Here is a 26,765-nt window from a genome sequence, read left to right as displayed (position 1 = left end):
ACGTCAGGCGTCTCCTTCGGAATGCCGCGGGCGGCCCGCGCCGATTTCGTCGCACTCACCGTGCGGCCTCCCCTAAGGGCAAGGTCAATACCGCAGTGTGCGTGGGAGATCGGTGATCGAGCCCGGGGCTGCTCCCCGGCCCGGGGTCCCAGGGTTCAGGTGGGAGCGCGTGCAGACGGCCTAGTCGCCTGGCGTCGGGTCAGTGACGTCGGCGGCACCGAACAGCAAGCTGTCGACGACCTGGTCGCGCCGGGCCGGCCGCGCGGTGGTGTACCTCAGCAGATCTTCGAAGTGAGAGAACACGACGACCGCTTCTTCGAACTCTGGCTCGGAACCGTGGACGACTGCTCCGTCGTCTCGCACCGCCAGGTACTCGTATCCGTTGCGAACGGAAAGCAGGATGGGTGCGTGGCGCCTCCAGAAACGGGAGACCGCGACCGCCTCATCATCCGTCGTCGCAGCCTGGATACTCAGCAGTTCACACTCGTTCCACGCGAACGCCCCCTCCGCGCCGGTCGAGTAGTCGTCGCGGGACAAGAACCACACCGTCTCGTCTGAGCTCGACAGGAGTGAGAACGAGGACACCCAGCGGATCACCGTTTCGGGTGCCGAGCGCAGCGGGGAGGGAACGCCGTTCTCCATCGACGTCGGCGGCTCAAACGTCCACCCGGCTTCCTGCAAGCTTCCGGCGGCACTTCGGAAGAGTTCCGGCATGCTCCCAGGCTACCGATCCGCCTGGCATAGGCAGGCGGTCCACCGGTTGAAGTTCTTGTAGATCGTGTTCCAGTTCCCGAATCGCTCAGGGACATCCCGCCATGGCGCGCCGGTCCGGTATCCCCACGCGGTCGCCTCAACGACAGCGCGGCGATCCACCGGCGGACGCCCCGTCGCCTTCACGGCAGGAAACAGCGGCCCGATCACAGCCCAGGCCTCATCGGAGATCTCAGTACGCGACACGCTCCAAGCGTCACGCGCACACCACGAATCAACCTTCAGCAACACGCCCTAATCGAGTCCGCGACGAGTCGCGTCGTGCACGAGGGCAAGGAGGTTCTCGGCGAGTTCCTCGGCCGTGGTCTGCCACTTGTCGGTGTGGAGAAGACCGCTCATTTCCAGACCCACCGCACCATGTACACCCGTGAGGAGCATGGCGGCGTAGCGCTCAGCGTCGCCACGACCGGAAATACCGCTTACGATGCTCTGGAACTCATCGCACATGCGTTGTGCGGCAGTGAAAACAGCCGACGGATCCCCCTCCGGTGGGCGGAACATCAGGCGGTACAGATGCGGTTGGTGTCGGCTCATGGTGACGACTGTGGCCAGCGCGGTCCGCACCTTCTCGAGGGGTGAAAGGCCGGCATCGGCTCGCAACTCCGCCATCGCCTCCGCGAGGCGTTCCCAGCCGTCGGCGGTCACCGCCGTGAGTAGGCCGTCCTTATCGGCGAAATGCCGATACGGGGCACCGCGACTCACCCCCGCGCGGGCGCCGACCTCGCGCAACGTCACCGCCTCGAGTCCTCCACCGTCGAGCAGCTGGGCGGCCTGATCGATCAGCGCGCGGCGGGTAGCGGCGGCCGATTCCTTGCGATTCATAACACGATCACTTTAGTTGACAACGTCAACTCTCTACGTACGATCGTGAGATGACATTGTCAACTCAAACAGAGCTCATCGTGATTACCGGCGCCTCAACCGGTATCGGCGCGGCCACCGCCCGCGAGATGGCGCAACGAGGCTTCCACGTGCTCGCCGGGGTGCGACGGGAACGCGATGCCGACATCCTCCGAAGGGCGAATATCGAACCCCTGATACTCGACATCACCAATCCTGACCACGTCCGCGCGCTCGCCGAGAGAGTGCGCGACGATCCGCACCACCGCCCGCTGCGCGCGGTGGTCAACAACGCAGCCGTGCAGGCCAACGTTCCGGTTGAAGCCTTTGCGATCGACCGGTGGCGAGACATGTTCGAGGTCAACCTTTTCGGGCACGTCGCGGTGATCCAGGCGCTGCTGCCATCCCTGATCGGCAGCAGGGGGCGGGTGGTCAACGTCAGCTCGGTGGGAGGGAAGATTGCGATGGCCACCTACGGTCCGTACTCAGGCTCGAAGTTCGCGCTCGAGGCCGTGAGCGACGCCCTGCGCCGCGAGGTAGGCCCCCATGGGGTCGAGGTCGTCGTGATCGAACCCGGCGCTGTACGCACCGAGATGCTCGGCAGGGTGATCGCCGGCGCGCGCGACACAGTCGCGGCAATGACGGCAGAGCAGCGCCGCCGGTACGCCGGGCTGGTCCGGGCGGTGAGTGCGCAAGCCGAAGCGTCGACCAAATCTGGACTGCCCGCAGGGGCCGCGGCCGCGGTGATCGCCAAGGCGATCACCGCCCCCAATCCTCGACCGCGGTACACCGTAGGTCGCGAAGCCGCACTGCTCTCGGTGACACGACTGCTGCCCGACCGGCTCCTCGATCGCATCTTCGCTGCGGCGCTGGGGCGGTACCTGGTGAAAGATGCGAATGCGGCGGTGTGAGACTGGGCGAACCAAACGCGGACCGACCGGTTTCAACGCCCGGGAATCTCGGGCGCGGGCTCTGGCAGGGCGCTCGCCCCATCCGGACGGAGCCCATCGAAGATGATCGCCAGGTAGCGTCGCCACAGGTCGGGCGGTGCGGCGGGCAATCCTTCGGCCACGTGCACGGGTGCGCACATCAGTAGGAAGACGTCGGTCCCGGTGACGTCGGGGCGGATCGCGCCCGCAGCACGAGCTCTGGCAACGAGCTCCTCCACGCCGGCAAGCACATCGTCGCGGATGGCTATCACCCTGGCGTCGTTGGCGCTGAATGCCTGGAGGTAAGTCAGATCGTGCTGCCGGCGCTGGTCGGCAGCGATGGTGAGGAATTCCAGCAAGGCCGCACCAGCATCGTCCGCTTTGGCCAATCGCGCTGCGGCATCGGTGAGCGTCACCATGTGTTCGCAGACGAGCGAGGCGACCAGATCCTCCTTCGAGGCGAAGTGCCTGAAGACCGTTCCTTTGGCCACCCCGGCGCGCCGGGCGATATCCGCGATCGACGCCTCGACGCCGCGCTCGGCAAACACTTCCTCGGCCGCGGTCAACAGCGACTCGCGGTTGCGCGCCGCGTCAGCCCGCAGGGCGCGCGCAGGTGAGGTCATTTCCGCATTCTAGCAAGTTGACCGTACGGTCACCTTATGCCTATCGTGGAGGCGCAAGGTGACCAATCGGTCATTTTTTTGTGTGACTCGGATTGTCTTGGAGGACAGATGAAATTGGCAGGCGCTACGGCTTTGGTCACCGGTTCCAACCGCGGCATCGGCACCTCGTTTGCGACCGAACTCCTGCGTCGCGGCGCCAAGGTGTATGCGACGGCGCGACGGCCTGAGCTTGTCGACATACCGGGGGCCGACGTACTTCGTCTCGACATCACCGAACCGAGCTCGGTCCAGGCGGCCGCCGCCATCGCAGGCGATGTCGATATCCTGATCAACAACGCAGCCGAAACCGATGGTGGCAGCCTGGTGACCGGTGATATGCAGGCGATCAGGCGGGTGATGGAGTCGAACTATTTCGGCACGTTGAACGTCATCCGGGCCTTTGCACCGGTTCTGGGCCGCAACGGCGGCGGTGCCATCGTGAACGTACTTTCGGCGGCCGCATGGCTTACGGTCGAGGGCAACACCGCCTACGCGGCGGCAAAGTCGGCCGAGTGGGGGCTCACCAACGGAGTACGCCTCGAACTGGCCGGCCAGGGAACACAGGTCGTCGGTCTCATGCCTGGCCTCATCGGCACCGAGACCTTGTTCGACTTCGCCCGCTCGGCTGGGATCGAGTTTGCCGAAGGGACGGTCACCGAACCGGCCGACCTTGTCACACTGGCCCTCGATGGACTCGAGGCGGGTGAGATCGAAATCGCCGACGCGATCGGGCTTCAGGCCAAGGCGACTCTGGCCGGGCCGCCACAGGCCTTCGCACTCTGAGGTTCTGGGTCCGCGAGCCACTGCACCGCAGTGGAGCTTGGTGAGCGTTGATCAGGATGTGATCACGCGTTCTTCGGCCTGTCGAAGCGGTGGCGTCGTAGGCCCGGTGGGAGATCGACGACACCGGGCCCACCGTCACGCAGCCAGTCGGCAATAGCCGATCCCGCGTGGTCCTCCAGTACATCCCCGAGCCAGGTCGCCCGCCCGCCCCGGCGGCGCCCACCACTCGACGGCGAAACCACCAGGACGTTCGAACGCTCGCACGGGCCAAGGCAATCCGTCACCCGCAGATCGGCGATGTCTCGAACCAAATCGCGAAGTTCGGCAAGTTGGGCCTCGTGGTCGATACGCGGGTGCTTCTTGGCCGTGCCGCAGCAACACCCACGGCACACGGTGACGCTGGGTCGGGTTCGGTCCAACGGCACGGTACCCGTCCTCCTCGTTGTCTATGTAATGCAGACTGCTTGTCGTCGCCCACCGGTCGTCAGCATACGAGGCTGCTTACAGCCGGACGCGAGCGCGCGTTGAACGCGGTACACGCACTGCATGATCGCCCCACCGGGATCGAATCCACACGCAGCGCAGCGGCAGGCGCGCAGCTTCTCCGTCGCCCGAACTGTCGACTTCCGCGTCACATTCGCCTGGCTGTGCACTGATCGGTAGCTGACAGGTGCCGGCGAAGCGATTCCGTGATAGTAATGAGGTCTCTTTAATTATATCGCGGTGAGCAGAGGTGGCGCATGGATGAGTACGGCGTGAACGCACGATCTGATCGTCCCAATGTGGTGATGATCGTCCTGGACGACCTCGGCTTCGCCCAGCTGGGCTGTTACGGCTCCGACATCCGTACTCCGGCCATTGATCGCTTGGCCAGAAATGGTCTCCGGTACAACCGCTTTCACGTCACCGGCCTGTGTTCGCCTACACGGGCCGCATTGCTCACCGGCCGAAACCACCATTCGGTCGGGATGGGCTTTCTCGCCGACATCCCGACCGCGCACGCGGGTTACACCGGCAAGATCCCGGACTCGACGCCGACCCTGCCGCGCATACTCCGGGATTCTGGCTGGAGCACGATGGCCGTCGGAAAATGGCATCTGGCGCCCCGTGGCGAGCGGACGAGCGCCGGTCCGTTCAGCCGTTGGCCATTGGGACTCGGGTTCGAGCGTTACTACGGATTTCTGCTCGGCGATGCCAACCACTGGGACCCGCAACTGGTACGCGACAACAGCTATATCGACGGGCCCGATGTGCGCCCAGCGGGTTACCACTTGACCGAAGACCTCACCGACGAGGCGATTTCCATGGTGGTGAGCCAGCAACAGTCCGCGCCGGGCAAACCGTTCATTCTCTACTTCGCCACCGGGGCCATGCACTCACCGCATCATGTGCACAAGGAATGGGCGGACAGGTACACAGGGCAGTTCGACATCGGCTGGGACGCCTGGCGGCGCGGAGTATTCGAACGCCAGCTTGCCGAGGGCGTCGTGCCCGCAGGCACCACCCTCACCGATCGGCCCGGATGGGTCCCCGACTGGAACAACCTCAGCGACGACGAACGCGCCGTGTACGCGCGGATGCACGAGGTCTACGCGGGATTTCTCAGCCATACCGACAGCCAGATCGACCGATTGCTCACGGCTTTGGAACAACTCGATGTCCTCGATGACACCCTCGTCCTGATCATGAGCGACAACGGGGCCAGCGCGGAGGGCGGTGTCGCGGGAACCAGCAACGAACACCGATTCACCCATCGGGTGCAGGAATCAGCGGCCGACAACCTCGATCAGCTGACCGACTGGGGCGGAACGGCGGGATACCCCCACTATGCGTGGGGCTGGGCATGGGCCGGTAACACACCCTTTCGACTGTGGAAGCGGTATGCGTGGCTCGGCGGTACGCGCGTACCGCTCATCGCGCACTGGCCCCGTGGCATCCGCGGCGGTGGCGCGGTCCGCCCACAGTTCGCACACGCTATAGACATCATGCCGACGATCTTGGATGCCTGCGGAATCCGACCGCCGAAGCCTACTTCGGCCGCGGTCGACAGCGCGATGCACGGCGCAAGCTTCCTGACGACCTTCGACGATGCGGCGGCGCCGGCACCCCGATCCACTCAGTACTTCGAGGTAGTCGGTTCTCGCTCCATCATCGCCGACGGCTGGAAGGCCACGACCGACCATGTGAGCCACGGCGTCATGGACGAGGAGACATTGCTCGATGGCAGCCGTGACTTCGCCGCAGACCGGTGGTCGTTGTTTCACCCCGACGACTTCTCGGAAGCCGACGATATCGCTGCGACACACCCTGGCGTGGTTTCGCGCTTGAGCGCTTTCTGGGACCGTGAAGCCGCCCGCCATGAGGTGAATCCGCTGACCGACTCATTGGTGGCCCGAGCAGCAGACATGGTGTGGCCCGACTTCCCACCCGGCCAGCGTGTGGTGTTGAGACCCGAGGGCGGACCCGTCGTCGATGAGGCGCTCCCCTTGTTGTACAGCCGCATGACCGCCGACATCGAGATTCCTCCCGAAGGCGCCCACGGGGTGCTGTTCGCGATCGGCAACTGGACCGGCGGGCTCGCGGCATACGTGATCGGCTCCAGACTGCATATCGCCATCGCCGCACCCGGTGGCGACATTCGAGTGCAATCGGACCGAGTGCTGATGGGCGGCCGGCACAGCGCGGGTTGTCGGCTTCATCGCCTCGGCGACGGGACGCGGGTGGAAGCGGTGATCGACGATGCTGTCGCAGGATCGGTGTTCACACCGTTGACGCTGCCGCACGTCTGGCAGCACGGCGGAACAGCATTGATCCTGGGACGGGATCGCGGCATGCCGGTCTGCGCCGACTACCGGCCACCTTTCGAGTGGAATGGCCGATTGTATTCGGTGACAGTCGAATCCGATCTGGACTCGCTACCGGGCAGGGAACTTCTCGAGGCTGCGCTCAAGTCAGAGTGATGCGGCGTCGTCAAGGTTGCAAGGTGTCGGCGGTGTACGTCGATGCCGGTGCGCGGATGACCGCGGTCAGTGAATCGATGAGGTCGGCCGCGAACACGGCCGTCGGCGGTGCACCGGCCACGGTTGCGCGTTGGCGCTGGTGGTCAGCGACTGCGTTCAGACAACTGGTGTAGACGAAACGAAGACGCGCCGCTGCGACGACGTCAGATAGGTCCGAAAGATGCTGCCAGAGAATCTGGTTGAGCCGTTGACCATGCTCGGTCATGGCCGGATCGGCAAGAATCCACGCAGGCCCGCCCGGTTCGGCGTATCCGTGGAACATCAGCTGGGTTACCAGCTCGACATGCCGCTCTCCTCGGTTGATGCTGTCGATCTGCGGAAGGACCAAAGCTTGGAGCACGCTCCTGAGTTCGGGCGGTCGACGCGCCGAAAGAGCGTCGTCGAGAATGCGTCCGCGATCTCTGTCGATGCGTTCGAGACGGTACTCCAGAATCGCCTTGATGAGGTCATCCTTGGACCCGAAGTGATAGTTCACCGCCGCGGCGTTGCTTTGTCCGGCAGCAAGTCTGATCTCGTTGAGGCTCACGGCCGCGATCCCTCGATCGGCGAACATCGTCTCCGCGACAGTGATGAGCTTGATGCGCGTCGCTTCTCCGCTGCTGTTGCGGCCGCGTCTGCGCACCGGTTCCCCGATGCGGTCGGACTCCATGGGCATTGACTGATCGTACTTATCAACGGCGAGGGGTACATGAATGAGGTTTGGTTGTTTGCCGGTCGACCGCGTGGCGGCGAGGGTGTCCGATGTGGGCTGAGCTGATGTCGCTGGCCGTAGTCGTCGCAGTATCACCCGCATCGGTGGTTCCTGCGATCCTGATGCTGCACACACCGCGGCCACTGGCAGCCGGGTGGTCGTTCGCCACAGGATGGGTGCTGTCCCTGATGGTGGCAACAGGTCTGTTCGTGCAACTATCCGGGAGACTGGCCACGGCAGGAGGTTCCGCGCCCGAGTGGGTACGACCCGCCACCATGGCGTTGGCTGTGCTCCTCGTCCTGGCCGGCGTTGTCACATGGGTTCGTCGTGGGCGGAGCACTCGGGCACCGGTCTGGCTACGCGGATTGGATTCCGTCACCGCGTGGCGGGCGCTCGCGGCGGCCCCCGTTCTGGCGATCGTGAATCCCAAAGTGTTGTCCGTTTGTGCCGCAGCAGGTTTCAGCATCGGATCAACCGATGGCGTGAACGCGTTGGCGGAAATGGCCGCGTTCGCCGTGATGGCTGGTCTGACCGTGATCTTGCCGGTGCTGAGTTACGCGATCTGGCGCGAACGCATGGAAGGGCCCTTGCACCGTCTCCGTGTCGTCCTTGAGCGACACAACGCCGCGATCCTCGCGGTGGTTCTCGTCGCCGTCGGGTCGATGTTGTTACTGAACGCCGCTTGATCCTGCCGCTGCTGATTACCGATACCGAGAAGAGCGCCCATGTCAGAACCCACGCCGCACCGTCCCAGCCGTCGGCTGGCCACTTTTCAGAAGCTCGCGCTGTTGGCGGCATCGAAGGCACGCGGCCCCCACGACGTCGACAGAACACGCACGATCACCCGTTCGATGGAGATGCGCCAGCGCCGTGCGCGCGGAGTCGAGGAACACACCGCTACGGTGGCCGATGTTCCCGTTCGCTGGTTTCGTCCGGTTGGTGCCGGCCGAGGGTTGATCTTCCATGTGCACGGCGGGGCTTTTGTCGCAGGTAGTTCTGTGGCGGCGCGCTCACATAGCGGGTTGGCGCGTTCCAGCAGTGCAGAACTGGTCAGTGTCGATTACCGGCTTGCGCCGGAGCATCCGTTCCCGGCCGCGCTCGATGACCTGTGGGCGGTGTACTCGCAGGTGTCGCGCGGTCGACCGACGATCATCATCGGCGAGTCCGCCGGGGGTGGACTCGCCCTGTCCCTGACGCGGCGAGTCCTCGACGAGAGGACCGAGCCGCCCAAGTCGCTGGTAACCCTGTTTCCCTGGGCCGATCTGACCAACGTCTCCGACAGCTTCCTGTCCAACGAACACCGCGATCTTTTGTCCCGCGCGGGACTGAACCGCAGTGCCGCCGCGTATGCGGGCGACCACGAGCTGACGGCGCCGCTGGTCTCACCGCTGTACGGCTCATTCGCCGGCTTTCCGCCCACGCTCATCATTGTCGGCACGCACGATTGTCTGCTCGATGATTCACGCAATACCGCCGCCCGCATGCACGCCGCCGGCGTCGACACCACTCTCGTGGAGGTGCCCGGCGGATTCCACGGATTCATCCTGCTACCGGTTCCGGAAGCCGACGCAGCCAGGCAACGCATCGCGTCCTTTGTGAAGACGGCTCTCGCCGATCGGTGATGGTGGTCCGTGCTCGCCGAGCAGGGCTCAGCTGAGGGCGTCGATCAGCTGACCCACACTGTGTGCCGACTCCAGCGGGTGGCGCAGGCGTCCTGACCGGTTGACGCTGTAGCGATTGCGCCGCCCGACCTTGGACTTCTTCAGGTAGCCATCGGCGATCAGGTCGGCGAGGATTGCTTGCACCGAGCGCTCGGTGATGCCGATCAGCACGCTCAGCTCCCGCGCCGTCAGCGACTCCCCCTGCGCCAGACACAACAGCACATGGGCGTGGTTGGTCAGAAATGTCCATGTGCGCTGTGGCGCGACCGCGGGTTGCGCGGTCGCGGGCGCGGCCGCCTTCCGCGGTGCCGCTGCCTTCTCTGTGCTCTTCCGGGACGCAGGCATCCCGGACAGCATATGTGATTCGCGTAACGCACTTCGGTAATAGGCACGTTTCGTGTCGCGCCATATCTCCTGCTGGCAGCGCTTCTCCCGGATGCGTCGCACGGCTCGACAGTATTACGAAGCTTGACACGTGAGAACTAATACGCGTAATTTGCTTCGCATGTTGGAGCTCGCCTTGAAGCCACCCTTACTGACACTGCTCATCGCGCTGCTGGCGGTGGCTGCACTGGCCGCGACCGTCGGCCGACGCGCACCGGTGATCGTCGGACGGTTGGGCACATCGGTCGCCGTCGTCGGTGTGCTCGTGGCAATCGCGGGATTGGCCTCGGCGCCCGAACGACTCGGGGCAGCACTGTTGGTACTGGTATTCGGTGTAAGCGCCATCGCGCAGGGTTACGCAGTGCGTTACCTGGCCGGTGATGATCGATCACACTGGTTCTCCTGCGGTGCAACACTTCTCACAGCCGCGTCGGTGGTCATGGCGACTTCGACCACGATGGTGGCTCTGGCAATCGGGTGGACCGCAGTCGGGCTGGCGCTGTGCCTGCTGTTGGCCACTTATCGCGAACTGCCTGCCGCGCGCGATGGTGTTCGCCGCACCGCGCAGGCATTCGCGCTCGGCGACGGCGCGCTATGGGTCGGGGTCGGACTGCACCAACTGGACGCCGGTCGTTCCGCACCCGCTGTCGCGGTACTGATCGCCATCGCCGCACTCTCCCGCAGCGCGCAGATACCCTTTCATCGCTGGCTGCCGGCCACTCTCGCGGCACCCACGCCGGTGTCTGCTCTTCTACACGCCGGAGTGGTCAACGGCGGCGGAGTGCTACTGGTCAAGCTCGCCGACCTGGCAACCCCGCCGGCGGCCGGGATCATCATCGTTGTCGGCATCGCTTCCATGGCCTATGGCGTCCTGATGATGCTCGTGCGACCGGATATCAAAGGAGCGCTGGCCTATTCGACCATGGCCCAGATGGGCTTCATGATGCTCACCTGCGGCTTGGGACTCTGGGCGGCCGCGGTGATCCACCTGATCGGACACGGGTTCTACAAGGCCACGTTGTTTCTGTCCTCCGGCACGGCAATCGCCCGGCATCGGCGACACCATATGCGCGCAGCGCCTGCGGGGCTCGGTCGCCGCGCCGCATGGTGTCTCGCTGTGACCGCGGCACTGCTGCCGCTGAGCGCACTGGCCACCGGAGCTGCGATATCAGCGGCCTGGCAGGAAGGGCACGCCGCCGAACTCGCCTTGCTGGTCTTCGCGTGGTTGGCCGGTGCCGCCGCAACGTGGGGGTGGCTGCGCAGGCAGCCCACCGCGCTCGGTGTTCTCGGAGCGACGGCGGTGATGTTTGTCGCCGCGGTGGCCTATGTGACGACGATCGGCACCGTCAGCAGATATCTGGCTCCCGCGCTACCGGAATCGACCGCATCACCGATGACGGTGTGGGTGGTGATGGTCGGCGGCCTGGCCGTGCTCGGCACCCTGGCATCGGTGCGGACCTGGCCCCGTGCCCGCGGCGTTCAACGAGCCCTCTACACCCACGCGATCAGCGCCGGAACCCTTCATCCGACAGGAGCACATCGATGACAACGACCGATATCGCCGCACGGCGGGCTCAGCTCCGCAGTGACATCCGAATCGCTGCGCGGGCACTACCCACTCATCATCCCCTCGGTACCTTCATCGCGGTCAATCCGCTCGCCGGTCTGCAGAACATGCCCTTCGAACAGGCCATCCGGCGCGCAAGCGATGTCTACGGGATGCGGGGAAGCCTGTCGGAAAACGTCTTTCGAGCGCTGTACCGGCAGGGTCGCATCACTGACACCGATCTCGACGCGGTACTGCTGAGGCGGCACCCCAATTTGGCGGACGAACCGGACGTCCGGCTGGCCGAGCGCAACGTCGCAGCCATCGACATCCTGCGAGCCGATCTGCTTCATGGCCACGCCGCACCGGAACCGCAGCGCCGCTTCACAACCCGTGCCGAGCAGGCCTCACACGAGCTCGCTGACGATATCGACGCATACGCTGCCACCTGGTGCGCGGCCTTCCTCGGTGGCGGCAGTTGGGCCATGCCAGACCACGCGGAGGGCTTCTATACCGCCTGGCGGAAATCGATACGCCACGACCGGACCTTGTCCCGCGCGGCACGCCGCAAGCTGCGTGCGGCACCGGAACGGCCGGACGACGCCGTACTGAACGCGCTGGAGGTTCTGCGTATCGGCGATGAGGATCGCGTCGTTTATCTGCAGGCGCATCTGACCCGCTTGCCGGGATGGGCAGCCCATATTCAGTGGGGTGCCGACCGGGCGGCGGGGATCGATCTGCTGCAGTATCTGGCGCTCCGGTTGCAACTGGAGGCCACGTTGGTGCAACAGCCGTCGAGAACAGCGGTGGCCGAAGCACTCCGCTCGCCGGCGCCTACCGCGCGTGAGCGCGCGCACCACCTTCTGGCGCTCTGGCACGAAGGGACGTTTGATGAGACCGAACAGGCGACCGTGGCAAGGATTCTGGCCACGGTCCCGGTCGCTGTCCGGGAAGTCCTGTGGCAGCAGGCGTTTGAAGGCCACTATCAGGATCAGTTACTGAGTGCGCTGACAAAGGCGGATGCCGACAGGGAAGTCGATGCCGTGCCTGTGCACGCCCAGGTGGTCACCTGCATCGACACCCGTTCGGAGGGGTTGCGCAGGCATCTGGAGAGCCACGGCGGCTATCAGACGTTCGGCTTCGCCGGTTTCTTCGCCGTCGCCATCCGGTTCACCGGTCTGCTCGGCGGGGATCCGATGGATCTTTGCCCGGTGCTCATCTCACCCCGTCACCAGGTATCCGAGAAGCCGGCGGGCGATGTGCGTCGGCACGTTGCCGGAGTCACCGGCCTGGCCGCGGCCGAATCGTCATTCCACACCGCGAAGCACTCGCACACGGGGTCCTTCACCCTCGCCGAGGCGGCCGGTTTTCTGGCCGCCCCCCTTGCCGCGGCCAAAACCGCTGCCCCGGCCGCCAGCGGGACAATCCGCAGGCGCCTGCGTGAGTGGGTTGCGCCGACACCGCCGACCGTGCTGGCGGTGAGCGATATGCCGGTGTCCGAGCGAGTTCTGTTCGCCCAGGCGCTCTTCCAGTCGATCGGACTGACCGACAATTTCGCTCGGCTGCTGGTGCTCTGCGGCCATCACAGCACCACCGAGAACAACCCATATCAAGCGTCGTTGGATTGCGGGGCCTGCGGCGGGCAGGGCGGGGCCCCGAACGCGCGCACTGCCGCGCTGATCCTCAACGATCCCGAGGTTCGTGCCGGGCTGCGTGCTTCGGGGATCGCTGTTCCCGACGACACCGTCGTCATCGCCGCTGTACACGACACCACCACTGACCGCGTCACGATACTCGACGAGCATCTGATCCCGCCGGGGCACCGGGCCGATATCGACCGGCTCAAAACACATCTCGCCCTCGCCGGTGAGGCCCTTGCCGGCGAGCGGTGTGCCGTTCTGCCGGGCGCACCCCGGCGGCGCTCATCGGCCAGAGCGGCCCGGCACGTCGAAAAGCGCTCGCTGGACTGGGCTCAGGTGTATCCGGAGTGGGGTCTGGCGGGCAACGCAGCCTTCATCATCGGTCCGCGGGACATCACCACCGGAATCGATCTGCATCGCCGGGTATTCCTGCACTCCTATGAGGCCGAAGTCGACGCCGACGGGACCGCATTGGAGAACATCATGACTGCGCCCCTGGTCGTGGCGCAGTGGATCAACTGCCAGTACTACTTCTCGACGGTGGCCCCCGACACCTTCGGTGCAGGCAGCAAGACGATCCACAACGTCGTGGGTGATGCCGGTGTGCTGGCCGGGCATGCGGGTGATCTGCGTCTGGGTTTGCCGCGGCAGTCGGTGCAGTTCGCCGACCGTCTGATCCACGAACCTCAACGGTTGCTTGCCGTCGTCCAGGCGCCGCTGGCACGGATCGACGCGATCATCGACCGAAACCCATCGTTGAAGCAGTTGTTCGACAACGACTGGGTGTACCTGGCCGCACGCCAGGACGCCCGCCACAGCTGGCACCGCCGGACCCGTAACGGCTGGCGGTCCTGGGATGACAATGCCTTAGCGGCAACCACTTTCGACAAGGAGATGATTCGATGACAACCACCCTCGCCCGGATGACGAAAGTCGAAGTCGTCGTCTCCGGCCAGGACGCGGCCGCGGTGCGCGACGTGATCACCGGAGTCGGCGCCACCGGTTTCACCAGCGTGTCCGGCGTGTCCGGGCTGGGCCATCACGGCTACCACCAGGGACGCCTGCTGTTCAACCAACAGGCGACGCTCGAACTGATCATCACCGTGGTGCCCGATGACAAGGTCGAGGCACTGCTGGCCGGACTGCGCAGGCTGCTCGATGCCTCACCCGGCGTGCTGTTCGTGACGGAGACCTACGTCAGCCGCCCCGAGTACTTCAGCTGAAACACCATTACGAAAGGAATGACCGAGATGACCAGTGACGTGACCATGAGCGCGACCGATGCTACGGCGATCTGGCAGCAGCTGAGGGCCGGGCAACCCAAGACCGGAACCGGACCGCTGGCAGCGGTGTTCCGCTGTGCCGATGCCGGCATCAGTAGTGACACGGTGTTCGGGCAATCTGCCGGATCAATTGTGGATATCAGTACCTGGGGCCACACGGTCGACACCAGCGTGCTGGCCAGCATCGAGTACGCGGTCGACGCACTCGAAGTTCCCCTGGTGGTGGTCCTCGGCCATGACGACTGCCCTGCCATGCAGGCCGCGCTGCAGGCCTGGAAGAACGCGCAATTGCCTGACGGTGCGATGCGCACTGCGGTGGAGAACGCGCTGCTGTCGGTGGTGCGTCGCGGCGCCGCCGCCGATTGTGTGGCGTCGGTGACCTCGGCGCACATCATCGACACCGCAACGTCGTTGGTGCAGCGCTCACCTGCTCTCGCCCGCAAGATCGATCACCATGAGGTCGGGATCGTCTGCGCCACCGTCTCCCCCGGCAACCATGACATCACGGTGCACGCCACCCTCGGTGCGGTGCGGACCGACGATTCCGTCCTCGAGCGCATCTGAGCGGAAGTCCTCTGTGTCAGACGGGTGAGTACCTCATGATCCGTACTTCATGGTCCATGCCTGGACGATCAGGTAACCGGCGATCATCATGCCGGAGCCCAGCCCCACCGTCAGCCGTGCACCGACCCGACCCCATGGCACCGCAATGATTGCCGATGCGTAGAGGAGACCGATCACGATAAACGCGATCATCCATTGCTGATTCGGGCTGTATGAGGGCCCGAAACCGGCGCCGCTGCATCCGCTGACACCGCACACGGCCAACGTGCCCCAGTAAAGCGGACCGGCGGACAATGCCGTGGCGAGCGGCAGTGTCCACAACAGATGCAACGCATTGCGGCGTCTGGTCGCCATTCGTCTCCTCACGTCGACGGCGAAGTGCAGGGAGGTCTCGGATCCAGACTGGCACAACGGCTGATGACCGAGACGTCCAGGCCTGATCCGCAGATGTCGACGATCACCACCAGACACCCGGGGCTACAGCAGTGGGCAAACCGGTCGAGCGATACCGATCTTGATTCCGCGGGGAACGTGATCTACTCGATGCATGTCCACTATCGCCGAGGGCTACGCCGACCCGGCGTTCGCTCAGGTGAAGACGCTCTTCGAAGCCAGTGTGGCCGACGGCGACGATCTGGGGGCCGCGGTGGTCGTCTACGTCGACGGACGTGCCGTAGTGGACCTGTGGGGCGGTATCTCCGATCGAAGGACCGGACGGCCGTGGACCCGCGACACGGTGTGCCCCACGTTCTCCTGCACGAAGGGGGTGACGGCGACCGCGGCGCTGATGGTCGCCCAGCAGCGTGGCAGTCGAGTCGACGAACCCGTTTGTTCGTGGTGGCCCGAGTTCGCGCAGTGCGACAAGCGCGAGACCACCTTGCGAGACCTGATGACCCACCGAGCCGGACTGCCGGTACTGGAGCGCAAGGTGTCGGCGGCTGACGCCGCGAACCCCGCGCTGATGGCCGATCTGCTGGCGCAGCAACACCCTGTTTGGCCACCCGGCACCGAACATGGTTACCACGCATTGACTTTCGGTTGGCTGGTAGGTGAATTCGTGCGTCGTCACACCGATCTTTCGGTGGGCGAGTTCACCCGGCGTCACATCAATGGTCAACTCCACATCGGGGCAGACACAGCGACGGCATCCGATATCGCCAGGATGAGCTCGCCACCGCCCGAGCAGCGGATATGGGGCGCCGAGCACGCGCCGCCGATACCCGAGCACACCGTCGGCGAGATGGCCGCAGCGGCCACCGATCCGCAGTCACTCTTCGTCCGCGCAGCATCGAACCCCGTTCCGGCGTTCAACGATCGCGATGTACTGGCGGGAGGTTGGCCCGCGGCAGGGTTGGTCACCACAGCTCGCGCGATGGCGATGTTCTATTCCGACCTTGTCGGCGGCAACCTCCTCGCTCAGGGGCTGCTGCGCGAGGCGATCACCGAGCAGGTGCGCGGCCGCGACCGCGTGCTGCGGCTCGAAAGCGCCTTCGGGCTCGGTTACATGCTGCCGTCGCAGAACTTCGTGATACTCGAATCGGCACGCCGAACTGCTTTCGGCCATCCTGGCGCCGGAGGTTCGGTCGGAATGGCAGATCCCGAACACCGGGTCGCGTTCGCCTTCATCCCCAACCTGCGCCGGGACTGGCTGGCCGGGGATCGTCGCGCCCATCGGCTCATCGCGGCGGTCTACGACGCACTCTGACCATCCGTTACGACCGATATCCGGGTTTCAAGAGCCGCCGTGTGGGGCAAGATCAAACCATGCGAAACACCTTCGGTCGTTCGGCCATCGCCGTCCTCGCCGCAGCGCCGATTGCCGCGGCCTCGCTGTTCGTCGCCGGGTCTGCCACGGCAGAACCGCTGAACTGCATCAACGGGCAATTCTGGGATCCCATCACCAACACCTGCCAGACGCCGCGGCCGGCCGAGAACTGTGCGCCGGGCCAGTACTGGAATGCCCTGTCCAACGTGTGCCGTCCACTGGGTGTGCTCTAGGCCGGAGCGGAGCTAGACCTCGCGCGACCCGATCAGCGCCTCGGAGATCACCCCGGTCGCCCTCTTCAGGGCAGGCACCGCGCGCGTGATGGCTTCTTTTTGCATGCGCGCCGCCGGGCCCGAGATGCCGATCGCCATGGGCGTGGGTGCACCGGGTACTGCCATGGCCACCGACTTGATCCCCATTTCGCATTCCTCGTCATCGATCGCGTAACCATCGGCGCGCACCTGCTCCACCTTGGCGAACACTGCCGACAGGGTCGAGGCACTGTTCTGTGTGGGTGCCGGAAGACCGGACTGGGTGACGAGTTTGAGGATGCGTGCGTCATCGAGCTCGCTGAGGACGGCTTTACCGACGCCCGAGGTGTGCAGCCCGACCCGCTTACCGACTTCGGTGTCGTTGCGTAGCAGCGTCGACGGCAGCACCTGCCCGGTGTAGATGACCATGTCTCCGTCGAGCACGGCCAGGCTGGCAGTTTCGGATAGTTCCTCGGCCAGCGATTTCAACACCGGCAGGGCGAGGCCACCCAGCTGGCGGTTGGCGACCTCGCCGAGTCGAATCAGTCGCGGCCCCAACGCGTAGCGGCGGTTGGGCAGCTGGCGCACGTAACCCAGATTGACCAGCGTGCGCAATAGCCGGTGAATTGTCGGCGGCGGCAATGGCGACTCTGCCGACAACTCGGTCAGAGAGCACTCTCCGCCTGCGCGCCCGATCAACTCCATCAGCTCGAAGGCACGCTCCACCGACTGAACCCCGCCTGACCTTTCCGTCATGCGACTCACTTTCGGTAGAGGAAGTGTGTTCCATCCAACAGGTGATGATTTGTTTCCGCAATACGGAATCTTGACGGGGTAACCCGGACTCCTTCGTGTGGGGCGGGTGTCCGCGCTAAACTCCACATTGTGGAATTTCGGTCCGACCGGCTTTCCACCCCCGGAAGGAAAACCTGTGACACGACGCCTCGACGATGCTGCGCTGGCCGATGTCGACCGCCGGCTGGCGGCCGCCGACGCGCACCTGGCCGACCGCTATCCCGGTGACGACGGCCGCCGGCAGCCGGTGCACACCGTCTACATCCCGGCCAACCGATACTCGGCCGCCGTGCCCGCCGATTGGGGCGCCGCGGCCCGCGCCGCGGCGGGCGAGGCCGGCGGGCTCGACGAAGTGGCGACGTTGGTCGGCGCCAGCGACGCAACCGATTGTGCACCCGACGTTCTGGCCGCGCTGGTGGACCGCAAGCTGAGCACCGAGCCGATCGAGGACCTCCGTATCGACTTCGAGGACGGCTACGGCACGTTCGACGACGCCACCGAAGATGCCGATGTCGACCGGGCCGTAGCCGCCCTGCACAGCGCTGTGGCCGCAGGTGACTCGACGCCGTTCGTCGGCATCCGCTTCAAGTGCCTGGAAGCAGCCACCCGGGCCCGCGGATTGCGGACGCTCGATATGTTCATCAGTGGGCTCGTCGAATCAGGTGGTCTGCCCGATGGTTTGACCCTCACCCTGCCGAAGGTGACCTCGGTCGACCAGGTCGAGGCGATGGTCGCGGTGGCGAAGGCCCTCGAGGCTGCGAACGCACTCCCCGAGGGCCGCATCCGCTTCGAAGTTCAGGTCGAAACCCCGCAGGCGATCCTCGGCGCCGATGGCCGTGCACCCGTGGCCCAGTTCATCCACGCCGGCCGAGGTCGCGTCAGCTCATTGCACTACGGAACCTACGACTATTCGGCGTCCCTGGGCATCGCCGCCGCCTATCAGTCGATGGAGCATCCGGCGGCCGACCATGCCAAGAACGTCATGCAACTCGCCGTCGCCGGAACCGGCGTCCACATGTCCGACGGCTCCACCAACATCCTGCCCGTCGGCGACCCCGACAACATCGCGATGGCGTGGACGCTGCACGCGCGTCTGGTCCGCCGACACCTCGAACGGGGCATTTACCAGGGCTGGGACATGCACCCCGCCCAACTGGTCACCCGATACCTCGCGACGTATGCCTTCTATCGGCGGGCCTTCGCACCCGCCGCGACGCGCCTGCGCAATTACGTCCACCGACTCGACTCGACGGTCATGGACGAGCCTGCCACCGCTCGGGCGCTGGCGAGTGTGATCCATCGAGGCAACGTGTGTGGCGCGCTCACCGTCGACGAGATTGAAACCGCCACCGACCTTTCCACGTCCACCGTGCGTGATATCGCGCTCGGCCGCACAACCAGGAGCACCCCGTGACCCATCCAGTGAGCGCAGCGTCGTACTACACCCCTCGTGGCGGACTGCCGCCGCAGACCGACCTGCTGACCGATCGGGCCATCGTCACCGAGGCGTACACCGTCATCCCCCGCGGTGTTCTCTCCGACATCGTCACCTCGGTGTTCCCGGAGTGGACGGGCACCCGCGCGTGGATCATCAACCGCCCCGTGGCCGGTGGTGCGACAACGTACTTCCAGGCGATCGTCGAAGTGAAGCCCGGAGGCGGCGCCCAACGGCCAGAACCGCAACCGGAGGTGCAGAGCTTTCTGTTCGTCACCTCCGGTGCCCTGACCGTGGATGCGGCCGGCCAGTCGCAGACGCTGTCGGAGGGCGGTTTCGCGTACCTGCCGGCCGGTACCGGATGGTCGGCGCACAACACCGGCGATGCCGATGCGACGTTCGTGTGGATCCGAAAGCGCTATGAGGTCATCGAGGGCCACATGCCGTCGGTGAAGTTCGGCAACGAGCGGGACATCGAACCGTCGGCGATGCCGGGAACCGATGGGAAATGGCGCACGACCCGCATGCTGGATCCGCAGGATCTGGCCTACGACATGCACGTCAACATCGTGACGTTCGAACCCGGCGCGAGCATTCCGTTCGCTGAGACCCACGTGATGGAACATGGTCTGCTGATGCTCGAAGGCAAGGCCGTCTACCACCTCAATGGAGACTGGGTGGAGGTTCAGGAGGGCGATTTCCTCTCCCTGCGCGCCTTCTGCCCGCAGGCCTGCTACGCCGGTGGGCCGTCGAACTTCCGCTACCTGTTGTACAAGGACGTCAACCGTCAGATCATGCTCTGACAGAACGACGACTCTGACAGAACGACGATGGGCACCCCCGATCGGGTGCCCATCGTCGTCAGAGGCGTTGTCTCACAACTGGAATGGCCAGCCGATGACCTTCTTCTGGCGCGGCGTGGCATAGGTGCGCACCTTCGAGGTGGACAGCCCCATCCGGACCAGGCCTTCGGCAATGGTCACCGCCGAGCGGACTCCGTCGACGATCGGCACACCGGTGGCGGCCGACACCTTCGCCTCCAGTTCGGCCATACCGCCGCACCCGAGGCAGATCACCTCCGCATGATCCTTCGCCACGGCCTCGCGCGCCTGCGAGACGATCGCCTCGACGGCACGCTCGGGATCGGACTCGAGTTCGAGCACACCGAGACCCGATGCCCGTACCGACGCGCATCGTGCGTCGAGTCCTGCCAGCTTCAGGCGGTCCTCGATCAGCGGCACAGTGCGGTCGAGTGTGGTGACCACCGAATACTTGTGGCCCAGATACATCGCGGTCGACGCCGCCGCCTCGGTGATATCGACGACCGGCACGTCGAGCAGCTCCTGCAGGCCTTCACGACCGTGTTCGCCGTAGCCGGCCTGGATCACCGCATCGAAGGGCTCGGAATAGGAGGTGATCGCATCCATGACCGCGATGGCGGCAAGGTAGCTCTCGAAGTTTCCCTCACACGAGTCGGCGCCGAAACGCGGTGTGATGCCGATGATCTCGGTGCCGGGCGCTGCGACACCGCGCGCGGACTCGGCGATCGCCTCGGTCATCGAGGCTGTCGTGTTGACGTTGGCTACCAGAATTCTCATGAGGTCCCTAGTGGTGCGTGCTGGTCACGGCGATGGGCTCTCCCGATACATCGTTGAACGGGCCCCGACGGTCCGCGAACATCCAGTAGACGATCGCGCCGAGTCCGGCCCCGATGAACCAGGAGAACTCCGAGACGACCTTGAATGCCGGGACGAAGGCCATCAGCAGTGCGGCGACCGCGGTGATGGCAAGGGCGGCAACGGCACGCATGTTCACGCCCTTCGCATAGTGATACTCCCCGGCGGCGTCGACGGTGAACAGGGCCAGCACGTTGATCTTCGATCGGCGCACCAGCCAATAGTCGACCATGATGATGCCGAACAACGGGCCGAGGATCGCGCCGAGCCCACCGAGGAAGTAGTTGATGACCGCGGGTGAGTTGTACAGGTTCCACGGCAGGATCACCAGACCGATGACCGCCGAGATGAAGGCGGCGCGTCGGAAGTTGAGGTGCTTGGGGAAGAGATTGTTCAGCGCGTAGATCGGGGCGACGAAATTGGCCATCAGATTCACCGCGATGGTCAGGATCAGCAGCGCGAGCGCGGCCAGCACCAACAGCAGCGTGTTGGGCACCTCCTGGACGATATCGGCAGGCGCCTCGATGATGCGGCCGTCGATGCGGAACTGCGCACCGGCAAGCGTGATCACGATGCCTCCGAACACCAGCATGTTCAGCGGGATGCCCCAGAAGTTGCCGCGCACGATGGCGCCCTTGGATGTCGCATTGCGAGTGAAATCGCAGAAGTTGAGGACGAAGGTGCCATAGATGGCGACCCACAGGCTCGCACCGCCGATGATCTTCAACCACATGTCGACACCGGTCAGCGAGTCGGGAGTCGACCACGCAATGCTCCAGTCGGCGTTGCTCAGCATCCAGATCGCCAGGGCGATCATGGTGAACAGGATGACCGGACCGGCGAACGCCTCGTACTTGCGGATCATCTCCATGCCGTAGCTGACGATGATCACCTGGATCACCCACAGCGAGACGAACGAGATCCAGCCCAGCGTCGACAGGCCCAGGACGCTGTTCGAATCCAGGGTTGCCGCCGACGGCGCGAGCGCGATGATCATGATGCGCAGCACCACCGAGGCGAGGTAGGTCTGGATGCCGAACCAGGCAATCGCCACCGCCCCGCGGATCAGGGCGGGGATCTGCGCGCCCCGGATACCGAAAGCGATGCGGCTCATCACCGGGAACGGGACGCCGGTCTTCTCCCCCATGAACCCGGACAGGTTGAGGAGCAGGAAAAGGAACATCCCGCCGAGTCCGAGCGCCAACAGAATCTGCCACCCGCCCAGGCCGAGGGCGAACAGGCCGATGGCGAACGAGTAGTTGCCCAGACTGTGAACATCGTTGGCCCACAAGGTGAAGATGTTGTACGCACCCCAGCGTCGGCCGGCGCGCCGGGTGGGCGCGAGATCGGTGTTGTAGAGGTGCGGACTCACATCCGCCAGTGCTGCCGCGTCGTTACGGTCGGAGTCGCCGAGGAGACCGGTGGACTCTGTGCTCATGGGGTACGCCTGTCACGGTAGGAGCGCCGACACCAGGGGCGCCGCCGCAAAATTCCACTGTGCGGAAGAAAAGTTCCACAGATTTCATAAGTAACGCGTATGTGGACGTCGTGTGTCAAGCCTTCGTTCGCAATTGACTGTGTCCGCGCTCACATCTAACCTCGCACTACGATGGAGGCTTACTTCCACAATGAGGAATTCGATCGAGGACATGTGTACCTCGCTACGGAGAGCTGCCGATGACTTCGCACGTTGACGACCCGTCCACACCCTCGGATCGGCCCGAGTACGACCTGGTGGTCCGCGGTGAACGCACCCTGACGACCGCGGGCATCGTGGCACGCGAGATCGGCATCCGCGACGGCCGTATCGTCGCGATCGAGCCACTGGGCAGTGGCCTCACCGCGACCGAGATCGTCGAACTGACCGCCGACCAGGTGATGATCCCCGGCCTGGTCGATACTCACGTCCACGTCAACGAGCCGGGTCGTACCGAGTGGGAGGGCTTCGACTCGGCCACCCGCGCCGCTGCTGCCGGTGGCGTGACCACGCTGATCGACATGCCGCTGAACTCCATTCCGCCGACGGTCAACGTCGAGGCGCTCAACGCCAAGCGGGCAGCGGCTTCGGGAAAGACCCATATCGACGTCGGATTCTGGGGTGGCGCGATCCCCGGAAACACCGACGACCTGCGCGGCCTGCACGATGACGGTGTCTTCGGCTTCAAGTGCTTCCTGCTGCACTCAGGTGTCGACGAGTTCCCGCACCTGGACGCCGACGAGATGGAAAAGGACATGGCCGTGCTGGCCGGTTTCGACTCCATGATGATCGTGCATGCCGAAGACTCCCGAGCGATCGACAGGGCACCGTCTGCCGAGGGCAACAAATACGAACGATTCCTCGCCTCCCGTCCCCGTGGTGCCGAGAACGTCGCGATCGCCGAGGTGATCGAGCGCGCTCGCTGGACCGGGGTCCGCGCGCACATCCTGCACCTGTCCTCCTCCGATGCGCTGCCGATGCTCGCGACCGCTAAGCGCGATGGCGTCAAGATCACCGTCGAGACCTGCCCCCACTACTTGACTCTGCTGGCCGAGGAGATACCGAACGGCGCCACCGCGTTCAAATGCTGTCCGCCGATCCGCGAGGCGTCGAATCGGGAATTGCTGTGGCAAGGCCTGCTCGACGGCACGATCGACTGCATCGTCTCCGACCACTCGCCGTCGACCATCGACCTCAAGGACGTCGAGAACGGTGATTTCGGGATCGCGTGGGGTGGGGTCGCTTCACTGCAACTCGGCCTGTCGCTCATCTGGACCGAGGCCAAGCGCCGCGGTATCGAGCTGACCCAGGTGGTGGACTGGATGGCCGCCAAGCCCGCGGCATTGGCGGGACTGAACACCAAGGGCAAGATCGCGCTCGGTTACGACGCGGACTTCGCCATCTTCGAGCCGGACTCCGCTCAGGTCGTCGATGTGCACAAGCTGCACCACAAGAATCCGGTCAGCCCCTATGACGGGCGTGCGCTGGCCGGGGTCGTGACGAGCACCTGGCTGCGCGGCAAGAAGATCGACTTCACCAACCCGCACGGCCGGATGCTTCGTCGCGGCGGGGTTTAGCGATTTCTCACCCGGCACAGGTGATGCCGGCGTACTCCCGGATGCGCGGCAGGTCGTAATCGCCTGCGGTGGTGCCGATCCCCTGCGCCACCTGTGCGGCGACCGCGCAGCCGAGTGTTGCCGATTCACCGAGTCCGAGCCCCTCGGCGCGGCCGGTGAGGAAACCCGCGGAGAACGCGTCACCGCATCCGGTGGTGTCGACGACGTCGACGACGAAGGCCGGCACCTCCACGCTGTCCCGGTCGGTGACCACCAATGCGCCGTCACCGCCGCACGTCAGTGCGACGCATCCGACTCCACGATCGAGGAACGCCCGGGCGCCGGCGGTCAGATCGGTGATCCCGGTGAAACCGCGCACCTGCTCGTCGTTGGGCAGCAGGTAGTCGACATGAGGCAACGCGTCGGCGATCCACGCGAGTAGGCCGGGATCGCCGCCGGCGAGGATGTCCACCGATGTGGTGATCCCCCTGCCCTTCGCGGCGCTGAGCAGTGTCGCCGCAGCCGGTCCACCGTAGAATTCCGGCCCGCCGAGGTGCAGGTGGGTCACGCCGAGAGCTGCCATCTGGTCAATCTGGTCGAGCTTGTGGTGACCGTTGGCGCCGACACAGTGCCATGCGGGCCGGTCGCCGTTGGACCGGATCGGGATGACCGATGCCGAGGTCTGAGCCGCGGGCTCGCGCACCACCCCCGCGGTGTCGACTCCTTCGGCGTTCAGCAGTGAGAGCAGGGTGATCCCCAGCGCGTCCGCGCCGACAGCGCCGAACGTCCGCACGGTCGCGCCCAATCTGCTGAAGATCACCGCGGTGCCGGCCGCGGTGCCCGCCGGTGACATGCCGATGCTCTCCACCAGAGACCCTGTCGAGCCTTCCGGGATCGCGGCGGCGCCGAGGACGTGGACATCGAGAACGTGGACTCCCACGGCAGCGACGGTGAGTGCGGTCATGGGACGTCCTTCCGGGCTCCATACTGTAGTGCCACCGCCTGAATGATGGTGGCGGACTGTTGATCCGGCGTCAGCGCCCGCGGTGGTCCCATCGACCGGGTGCGCTGGTACAGCGCGGCCAACCACTCCAGCAGTAACGCATTCTGCAGCGCGGCCTCCAGGTCGGTACCGACGGCAACCGAGCCGTGATTGGCCATCAGCGTGGCCTGACGTCCGCGCAGAGCCTCGACGACGCCGGCGGCCAGGTCCGCTGACCCGAACGGTGCATACGGCACGATCGCTATGTCACCCCCGAGCACGAGTTGTTGGTAATGCAGCACCGGTAACACATCGAGGCCATCCAGACAGGCGACCGCCGTGCTGAACGGAGCGTGGGTGTGCACCACCGCGGCGGTGTCGAACGTCTCGTACACCCCGAGATGCAGACCCAATTCCGAGGTGGGCGCCAGCGTTCCGGTGATCACCTGTCCGGCGCGATCGACCTCGGTGACGTCATCGACATCGCATTCCGACATGATCACGCCCGTGGCCGTGACGGCGATGATGTCGCCACAACGGGCCGAGACATTTCCCGCGCTGCCGATGAGCAGTCCCTCTGCGGCCAGTCGCCGAGCGGTGGATGCGACATCGCGTCGAAGTGTTGCACGGTTCATCCGGACATTGTCACGGGTCCGCCGGCACGGTACGCGGTCGGACGTCCGAAGAGATATCCCTGACCGAGGTCCACGCCGAGATCGCGAAGGGTGCTCACCTGATTGAGGTCCTCGACCGCTTCGGAGACCGTCACGGCATTCAGTTCACTGCCCAGTCGTACGATCGACGATGCCAGCGCACGCCGGACCGGGTCGGTGTCGATGCCCGAGGTGAGATCTCCGTCGATCTTGATGATGTCCGGTCGGAGGCGCAACAGCTGGTTGAAGCTTGCGAAACCTGCGCCGGCGTCGTCGATGGCGAGGCGGATCCCTGCTTCCCGCAACGGGGTCAGCGCTTCGGCGAGATCGTCCGGGAACGGTTCGTGCTCGGTGATCTCGACGACGAGCGGCCGCTGCACCGAGATCAGGAGCTCCTGCACCGCAGGGTTCATCGCCGTCACCGGACTGAGATTGGCGGCCACGAAGGACGCCGGCGGAAGATCCTCGGCGTTGACGAGCAGGCGTCGCAGCGCCGCCAGTTCCAAACTGAGGCTCCGGCCGAGACGGCGCGCGACATCGAACCACTGTTTCGGGGTCAACTCGCCGTCGGTCGGGAAGCGGCACAATCCCTCGAAACCGGTGGCATCTCCGGTGTTCAGATCGACGATCGGCTGGAACACGATGTCCAGGTTGGCCGGATCGGCCAGCACGGCGTCGAGTCGCTGATGCAGTCGGTCCTCGCGCGCCATATCGGGAAGCAACACCGAGGCCAGGAATTGCGTGGTGGAGTCGTCCGGCAGGTTCGGATCAACCAGAAACGCATCCAGCAGCGCCGAGAGCTCGGTATGCGCGCTGATCAATCCCGAGATGAACGTGCTCGCCGCCGCCATCGCGGCGATATCGCGTTCGTCGAACCGGCCCGGTTGTTTCGACGTCATCGACAACGCGCCGATCGCGGTGTCGCGATGGCGCAGCGGAAAGACGGCCAGGGTCCGCAATCCCAGCTGCGACCCGATGGCGCGGACCTCGGCGGTCACGGCCGGATCGTTGGGCGCGTCGTCACTGAGCTGTGGTCGACCGGTGGCCACCGCCATCCCCTGGAACGTCCCGGCGACCGGCAGGCGCAGGCCCAGCAGGGATTCCACGACGCCAAAGGCCGAGACCACGACGAACTCGTCGGTGGGCGCCAGGATGCTGACGGCCGCGCCATCTGCTTTCGGGGTGAACAAACACATCTGTTCGGTGATCCGGCGGGTCAACGCCGCCGGATCGATGGACGCATTGATCGCAGCGATCAGGTTGCGCATCGCGCGATTCCGTGCCCGGCTGGCCTCTGCCACCAGCTCGCCCCGAACCGGCGTGGGACATACATCGTGAAACCCCTCACCCCCCGAACAGGTGGCGTCGCGATCAACTCTGCCCGGGTCCGCTCAGGTGGTG

General features: G+C 65.2%; 28 protein-coding genes. 14 read left to right on the top strand and 14 right to left on the bottom strand.

Annotated features, from left to right (window positions below; genetic code table 11):
- Positions 1-180 precede the first annotated feature (180 nt).
- Genes PGN27_RS01785 through PGN27_RS01780 form a run of 3 tightly spaced genes read right to left on the bottom strand, consistent with a single transcriptional unit; the run spans position 181 to position 1,593 of the window.
- A complete protein-coding gene (locus PGN27_RS01785) occupies positions 181-714 on the bottom strand; it encodes a hypothetical protein (RefSeq protein ID WP_335324547.1) in 534 nt (177 codons plus the stop codon).
- Between the two features lie 9 nt (positions 715-723).
- Positions 724-957 carry a transposase gene (locus PGN27_RS25685; protein ID WP_418888513.1) on the bottom strand — a complete coding sequence of 78 codons (234 nt, stop codon included), beginning with the start codon at positions 955-957 and terminating at the stop codon, positions 724-726.
- A gap of 48 nt (positions 958-1,005) precedes the next feature.
- Positions 1,006-1,593, bottom strand: a complete 588-nt coding sequence (locus PGN27_RS01780) for a TetR/AcrR family transcriptional regulator (protein WP_335324546.1) — start codon at positions 1,591-1,593, stop codon at positions 1,006-1,008.
- Between the two features lie 50 nt (positions 1,594-1,643).
- Here PGN27_RS01780 and PGN27_RS01775 point away from each other — a divergent pair, with 50 nt between their 5' ends.
- Complete coding sequence (locus PGN27_RS01775; protein WP_335324545.1) at positions 1,644-2,522, top strand: SDR family NAD(P)-dependent oxidoreductase; 879 nt, start codon at positions 1,644-1,646, stop codon at positions 2,520-2,522.
- A 32-nt stretch (positions 2,523-2,554) separates the two neighbouring features.
- Here the strand turns inward: PGN27_RS01775 and PGN27_RS01770 are convergent, their stop codons facing one another.
- Positions 2,555-3,163, bottom strand: coding sequence for a TetR/AcrR family transcriptional regulator (locus PGN27_RS01770; protein WP_335324544.1), 609 nt, complete (start codon positions 3,161-3,163; stop codon positions 2,555-2,557).
- Positions 3,164-3,271: 108 nt separating this feature from the next.
- On the opposite strand from PGN27_RS01770, the gene PGN27_RS01765 reads away from it, so the two are divergent.
- The gene (locus tag PGN27_RS01765) at positions 3,272-3,985 is read left to right on the top strand and encodes an SDR family NAD(P)-dependent oxidoreductase (protein ID WP_335324543.1); all 714 of its coding nucleotides are present in this window, start codon (positions 3,272-3,274) and stop codon (positions 3,983-3,985) included.
- Between the two features lie 62 nt (positions 3,986-4,047).
- Here the strand turns inward: PGN27_RS01765 and PGN27_RS01760 are convergent, their stop codons facing one another.
- Complete coding sequence (locus PGN27_RS01760) at positions 4,048-4,410, bottom strand: (2Fe-2S) ferredoxin domain-containing protein (RefSeq protein WP_335324542.1); 363 nt, start codon at positions 4,408-4,410, stop codon at positions 4,048-4,050.
- Between the two features lie 330 nt (positions 4,411-4,740).
- Here PGN27_RS01760 and PGN27_RS01755 point away from each other — a divergent pair, with 330 nt between their 5' ends.
- Complete coding sequence (locus PGN27_RS01755; protein ID WP_335324541.1) at positions 4,741-6,945, top strand: arylsulfatase; 2,205 nt, start codon at positions 4,741-4,743, stop codon at positions 6,943-6,945.
- A 10-nt stretch (positions 6,946-6,955) separates the two neighbouring features.
- On the opposite strand, the gene PGN27_RS01750 is transcribed toward PGN27_RS01755, so the two are convergent.
- Complete coding sequence (locus PGN27_RS01750) at positions 6,956-7,798, bottom strand: TetR/AcrR family transcriptional regulator (protein WP_335324540.1); 843 nt, start codon at positions 7,796-7,798, stop codon at positions 6,956-6,958.
- On the opposite strand from PGN27_RS01750, the gene PGN27_RS01745 reads away from it, so the two are divergent.
- Both PGN27_RS01745 and PGN27_RS01740 read left to right on the top strand, forming a co-directional pair.
- Complete coding sequence (locus tag PGN27_RS01745; RefSeq protein ID WP_335324539.1) at positions 7,747-8,382, top strand: GAP family protein; 636 nt, start codon at positions 7,747-7,749, stop codon at positions 8,380-8,382. The genes PGN27_RS01750 and PGN27_RS01745 overlap by 52 nt on opposite strands.
- A gap of 39 nt (positions 8,383-8,421) precedes the next feature.
- Positions 8,422-9,318: an alpha/beta hydrolase gene (locus tag PGN27_RS01740; protein WP_335324538.1), complete on the top strand. Its 897-nt coding sequence runs from the start codon at positions 8,422-8,424 to the stop codon at positions 9,316-9,318.
- Between the two features lie 27 nt (positions 9,319-9,345).
- On the opposite strand, the gene PGN27_RS01735 is transcribed toward PGN27_RS01740, so the two are convergent.
- Positions 9,346-9,702, bottom strand: coding sequence for a helix-turn-helix transcriptional regulator (locus tag PGN27_RS01735; protein WP_335324537.1), 357 nt, complete (start codon positions 9,700-9,702; stop codon positions 9,346-9,348).
- A 160-nt stretch (positions 9,703-9,862) separates the two neighbouring features.
- On the opposite strand from PGN27_RS01735, the gene PGN27_RS01730 reads away from it, so the two are divergent.
- The 4 genes from PGN27_RS01730 to PGN27_RS01715 are packed head-to-tail and all read left to right on the top strand — an operon-like array spanning position 9,863 to position 14,774.
- Positions 9,863-11,287, top strand: coding sequence for a proton-conducting transporter transmembrane domain-containing protein (locus PGN27_RS01730; RefSeq protein WP_335324536.1), 1,425 nt, complete (start codon positions 9,863-9,865; stop codon positions 11,285-11,287).
- The gene (locus tag PGN27_RS01725) at positions 11,284-13,833 is read left to right on the top strand and encodes a DUF2309 domain-containing protein (RefSeq protein ID WP_335324535.1); all 2,550 of its coding nucleotides are present in this window, start codon (positions 11,284-11,286) and stop codon (positions 13,831-13,833) included. Before PGN27_RS01730 ends, PGN27_RS01725 begins: the two co-directional genes overlap by 4 nt.
- A complete protein-coding gene (locus tag PGN27_RS01720; protein ID WP_335324534.1) occupies positions 13,830-14,150 on the top strand; it encodes a P-II family nitrogen regulator in 321 nt (106 codons plus the stop codon). The genes PGN27_RS01725 and PGN27_RS01720 overlap by 4 nt, the downstream gene beginning before the upstream one ends.
- Before the next feature lie 27 nt (positions 14,151-14,177).
- A complete protein-coding gene (locus tag PGN27_RS01715; protein WP_335324533.1) occupies positions 14,178-14,774 on the top strand; it encodes a carbonic anhydrase in 597 nt (198 codons plus the stop codon).
- Between the two features lie 33 nt (positions 14,775-14,807).
- Here PGN27_RS01715 and PGN27_RS01710 read toward each other — a convergent pair whose 3' ends face one another.
- Positions 14,808-15,128 carry a hypothetical protein gene (locus tag PGN27_RS01710; RefSeq protein WP_335324532.1) on the bottom strand — a complete coding sequence of 107 codons (321 nt, stop codon included), beginning with the start codon at positions 15,126-15,128 and terminating at the stop codon, positions 14,808-14,810.
- Between the two features lie 193 nt (positions 15,129-15,321).
- Between PGN27_RS01710 and PGN27_RS01705 the strand changes: the two genes are divergently transcribed.
- Complete coding sequence (locus tag PGN27_RS01705) at positions 15,322-16,479, top strand: serine hydrolase domain-containing protein (RefSeq protein ID WP_335324531.1); 1,158 nt, start codon at positions 15,322-15,324, stop codon at positions 16,477-16,479.
- Between the two features lie 59 nt (positions 16,480-16,538).
- A complete protein-coding gene (locus PGN27_RS01700; protein ID WP_335324530.1) occupies positions 16,539-16,772 on the top strand; it encodes a hypothetical protein in 234 nt (77 codons plus the stop codon).
- A 12-nt stretch (positions 16,773-16,784) separates the two neighbouring features.
- On the opposite strand, the gene PGN27_RS01695 is transcribed toward PGN27_RS01700, so the two are convergent.
- On the bottom strand, positions 16,785-17,546 hold the full coding sequence (locus PGN27_RS01695; RefSeq protein WP_335324529.1) for an IclR family transcriptional regulator: 762 nt from the start codon (positions 17,544-17,546) through the stop codon (positions 16,785-16,787).
- A gap of 175 nt (positions 17,547-17,721) precedes the next feature.
- Between PGN27_RS01695 and PGN27_RS01690 the strand changes: the two genes are divergently transcribed.
- Positions 17,722-18,999 (top strand): DUF6986 family protein, encoded by a 1,278-nt coding sequence (locus PGN27_RS01690; protein WP_335324528.1) that lies wholly within the window; start codon positions 17,722-17,724, stop codon positions 18,997-18,999.
- An 8-nt stretch (positions 19,000-19,007) separates the two neighbouring features.
- A complete protein-coding gene (locus tag PGN27_RS01685; protein WP_335325193.1) occupies positions 19,008-19,823 on the top strand; it encodes a bifunctional allantoicase/(S)-ureidoglycine aminohydrolase in 816 nt (271 codons plus the stop codon).
- 72 nt (positions 19,824-19,895) lie between these two features.
- On the opposite strand, the gene PGN27_RS01680 is transcribed toward PGN27_RS01685, so the two are convergent.
- Positions 19,896-20,618, bottom strand: coding sequence for an aspartate/glutamate racemase family protein (locus PGN27_RS01680; RefSeq protein WP_335324527.1), 723 nt, complete (start codon positions 20,616-20,618; stop codon positions 19,896-19,898).
- 7 nt (positions 20,619-20,625) lie between these two features.
- Positions 20,626-22,134 (bottom strand): NCS1 family nucleobase:cation symporter-1, encoded by a 1,509-nt coding sequence (locus PGN27_RS01675; RefSeq protein ID WP_335324526.1) that lies wholly within the window; start codon positions 22,132-22,134, stop codon positions 20,626-20,628.
- Between the two features lie 239 nt (positions 22,135-22,373).
- Here PGN27_RS01675 and allB point away from each other — a divergent pair, with 239 nt between their 5' ends.
- Entirely contained in the window at positions 22,374-23,750 is a 1,377-nt protein-coding gene (gene allB, locus PGN27_RS01670; protein WP_335324525.1) for an allantoinase AllB, read from the top strand.
- A 7-nt stretch (positions 23,751-23,757) separates the two neighbouring features.
- Here the strand turns inward: allB and PGN27_RS01665 are convergent, their stop codons facing one another.
- From PGN27_RS01665 to PGN27_RS01655, 3 genes are read right to left on the bottom strand one after another with little or no spacing between them, the layout of a single operon-like run.
- Positions 23,758-24,693 (bottom strand): carbohydrate kinase family protein, encoded by a 936-nt coding sequence (locus PGN27_RS01665; RefSeq protein WP_335324524.1) that lies wholly within the window; start codon positions 24,691-24,693, stop codon positions 23,758-23,760.
- Entirely contained in the window at positions 24,690-25,346 is a 657-nt protein-coding gene (locus PGN27_RS01660; RefSeq protein ID WP_335324523.1) for a class II aldolase/adducin family protein, read from the bottom strand. Before PGN27_RS01660 ends, PGN27_RS01665 begins: the two co-directional genes overlap by 4 nt.
- A complete protein-coding gene (locus tag PGN27_RS01655; RefSeq protein ID WP_335324522.1) occupies positions 25,343-26,632 on the bottom strand; it encodes a sensor domain-containing phosphodiesterase in 1,290 nt (429 codons plus the stop codon). The genes PGN27_RS01660 and PGN27_RS01655 overlap by 4 nt, the downstream gene beginning before the upstream one ends.
- Between the last annotated feature and the right edge of the window lie 133 nt (positions 26,633-26,765).

Source organism: Mycolicibacterium neoaurum (assembly GCF_036946495.1).
In the GTDB taxonomy this organism is placed as follows: domain Bacteria; phylum Actinomycetota; class Actinomycetes; order Mycobacteriales; family Mycobacteriaceae; genus Mycobacterium; species Mycobacterium neoaurum_B.
Note: the sequence above shows the minus strand (reverse complement) of the source record. Positions and strands in the feature narration are given on the sequence as shown.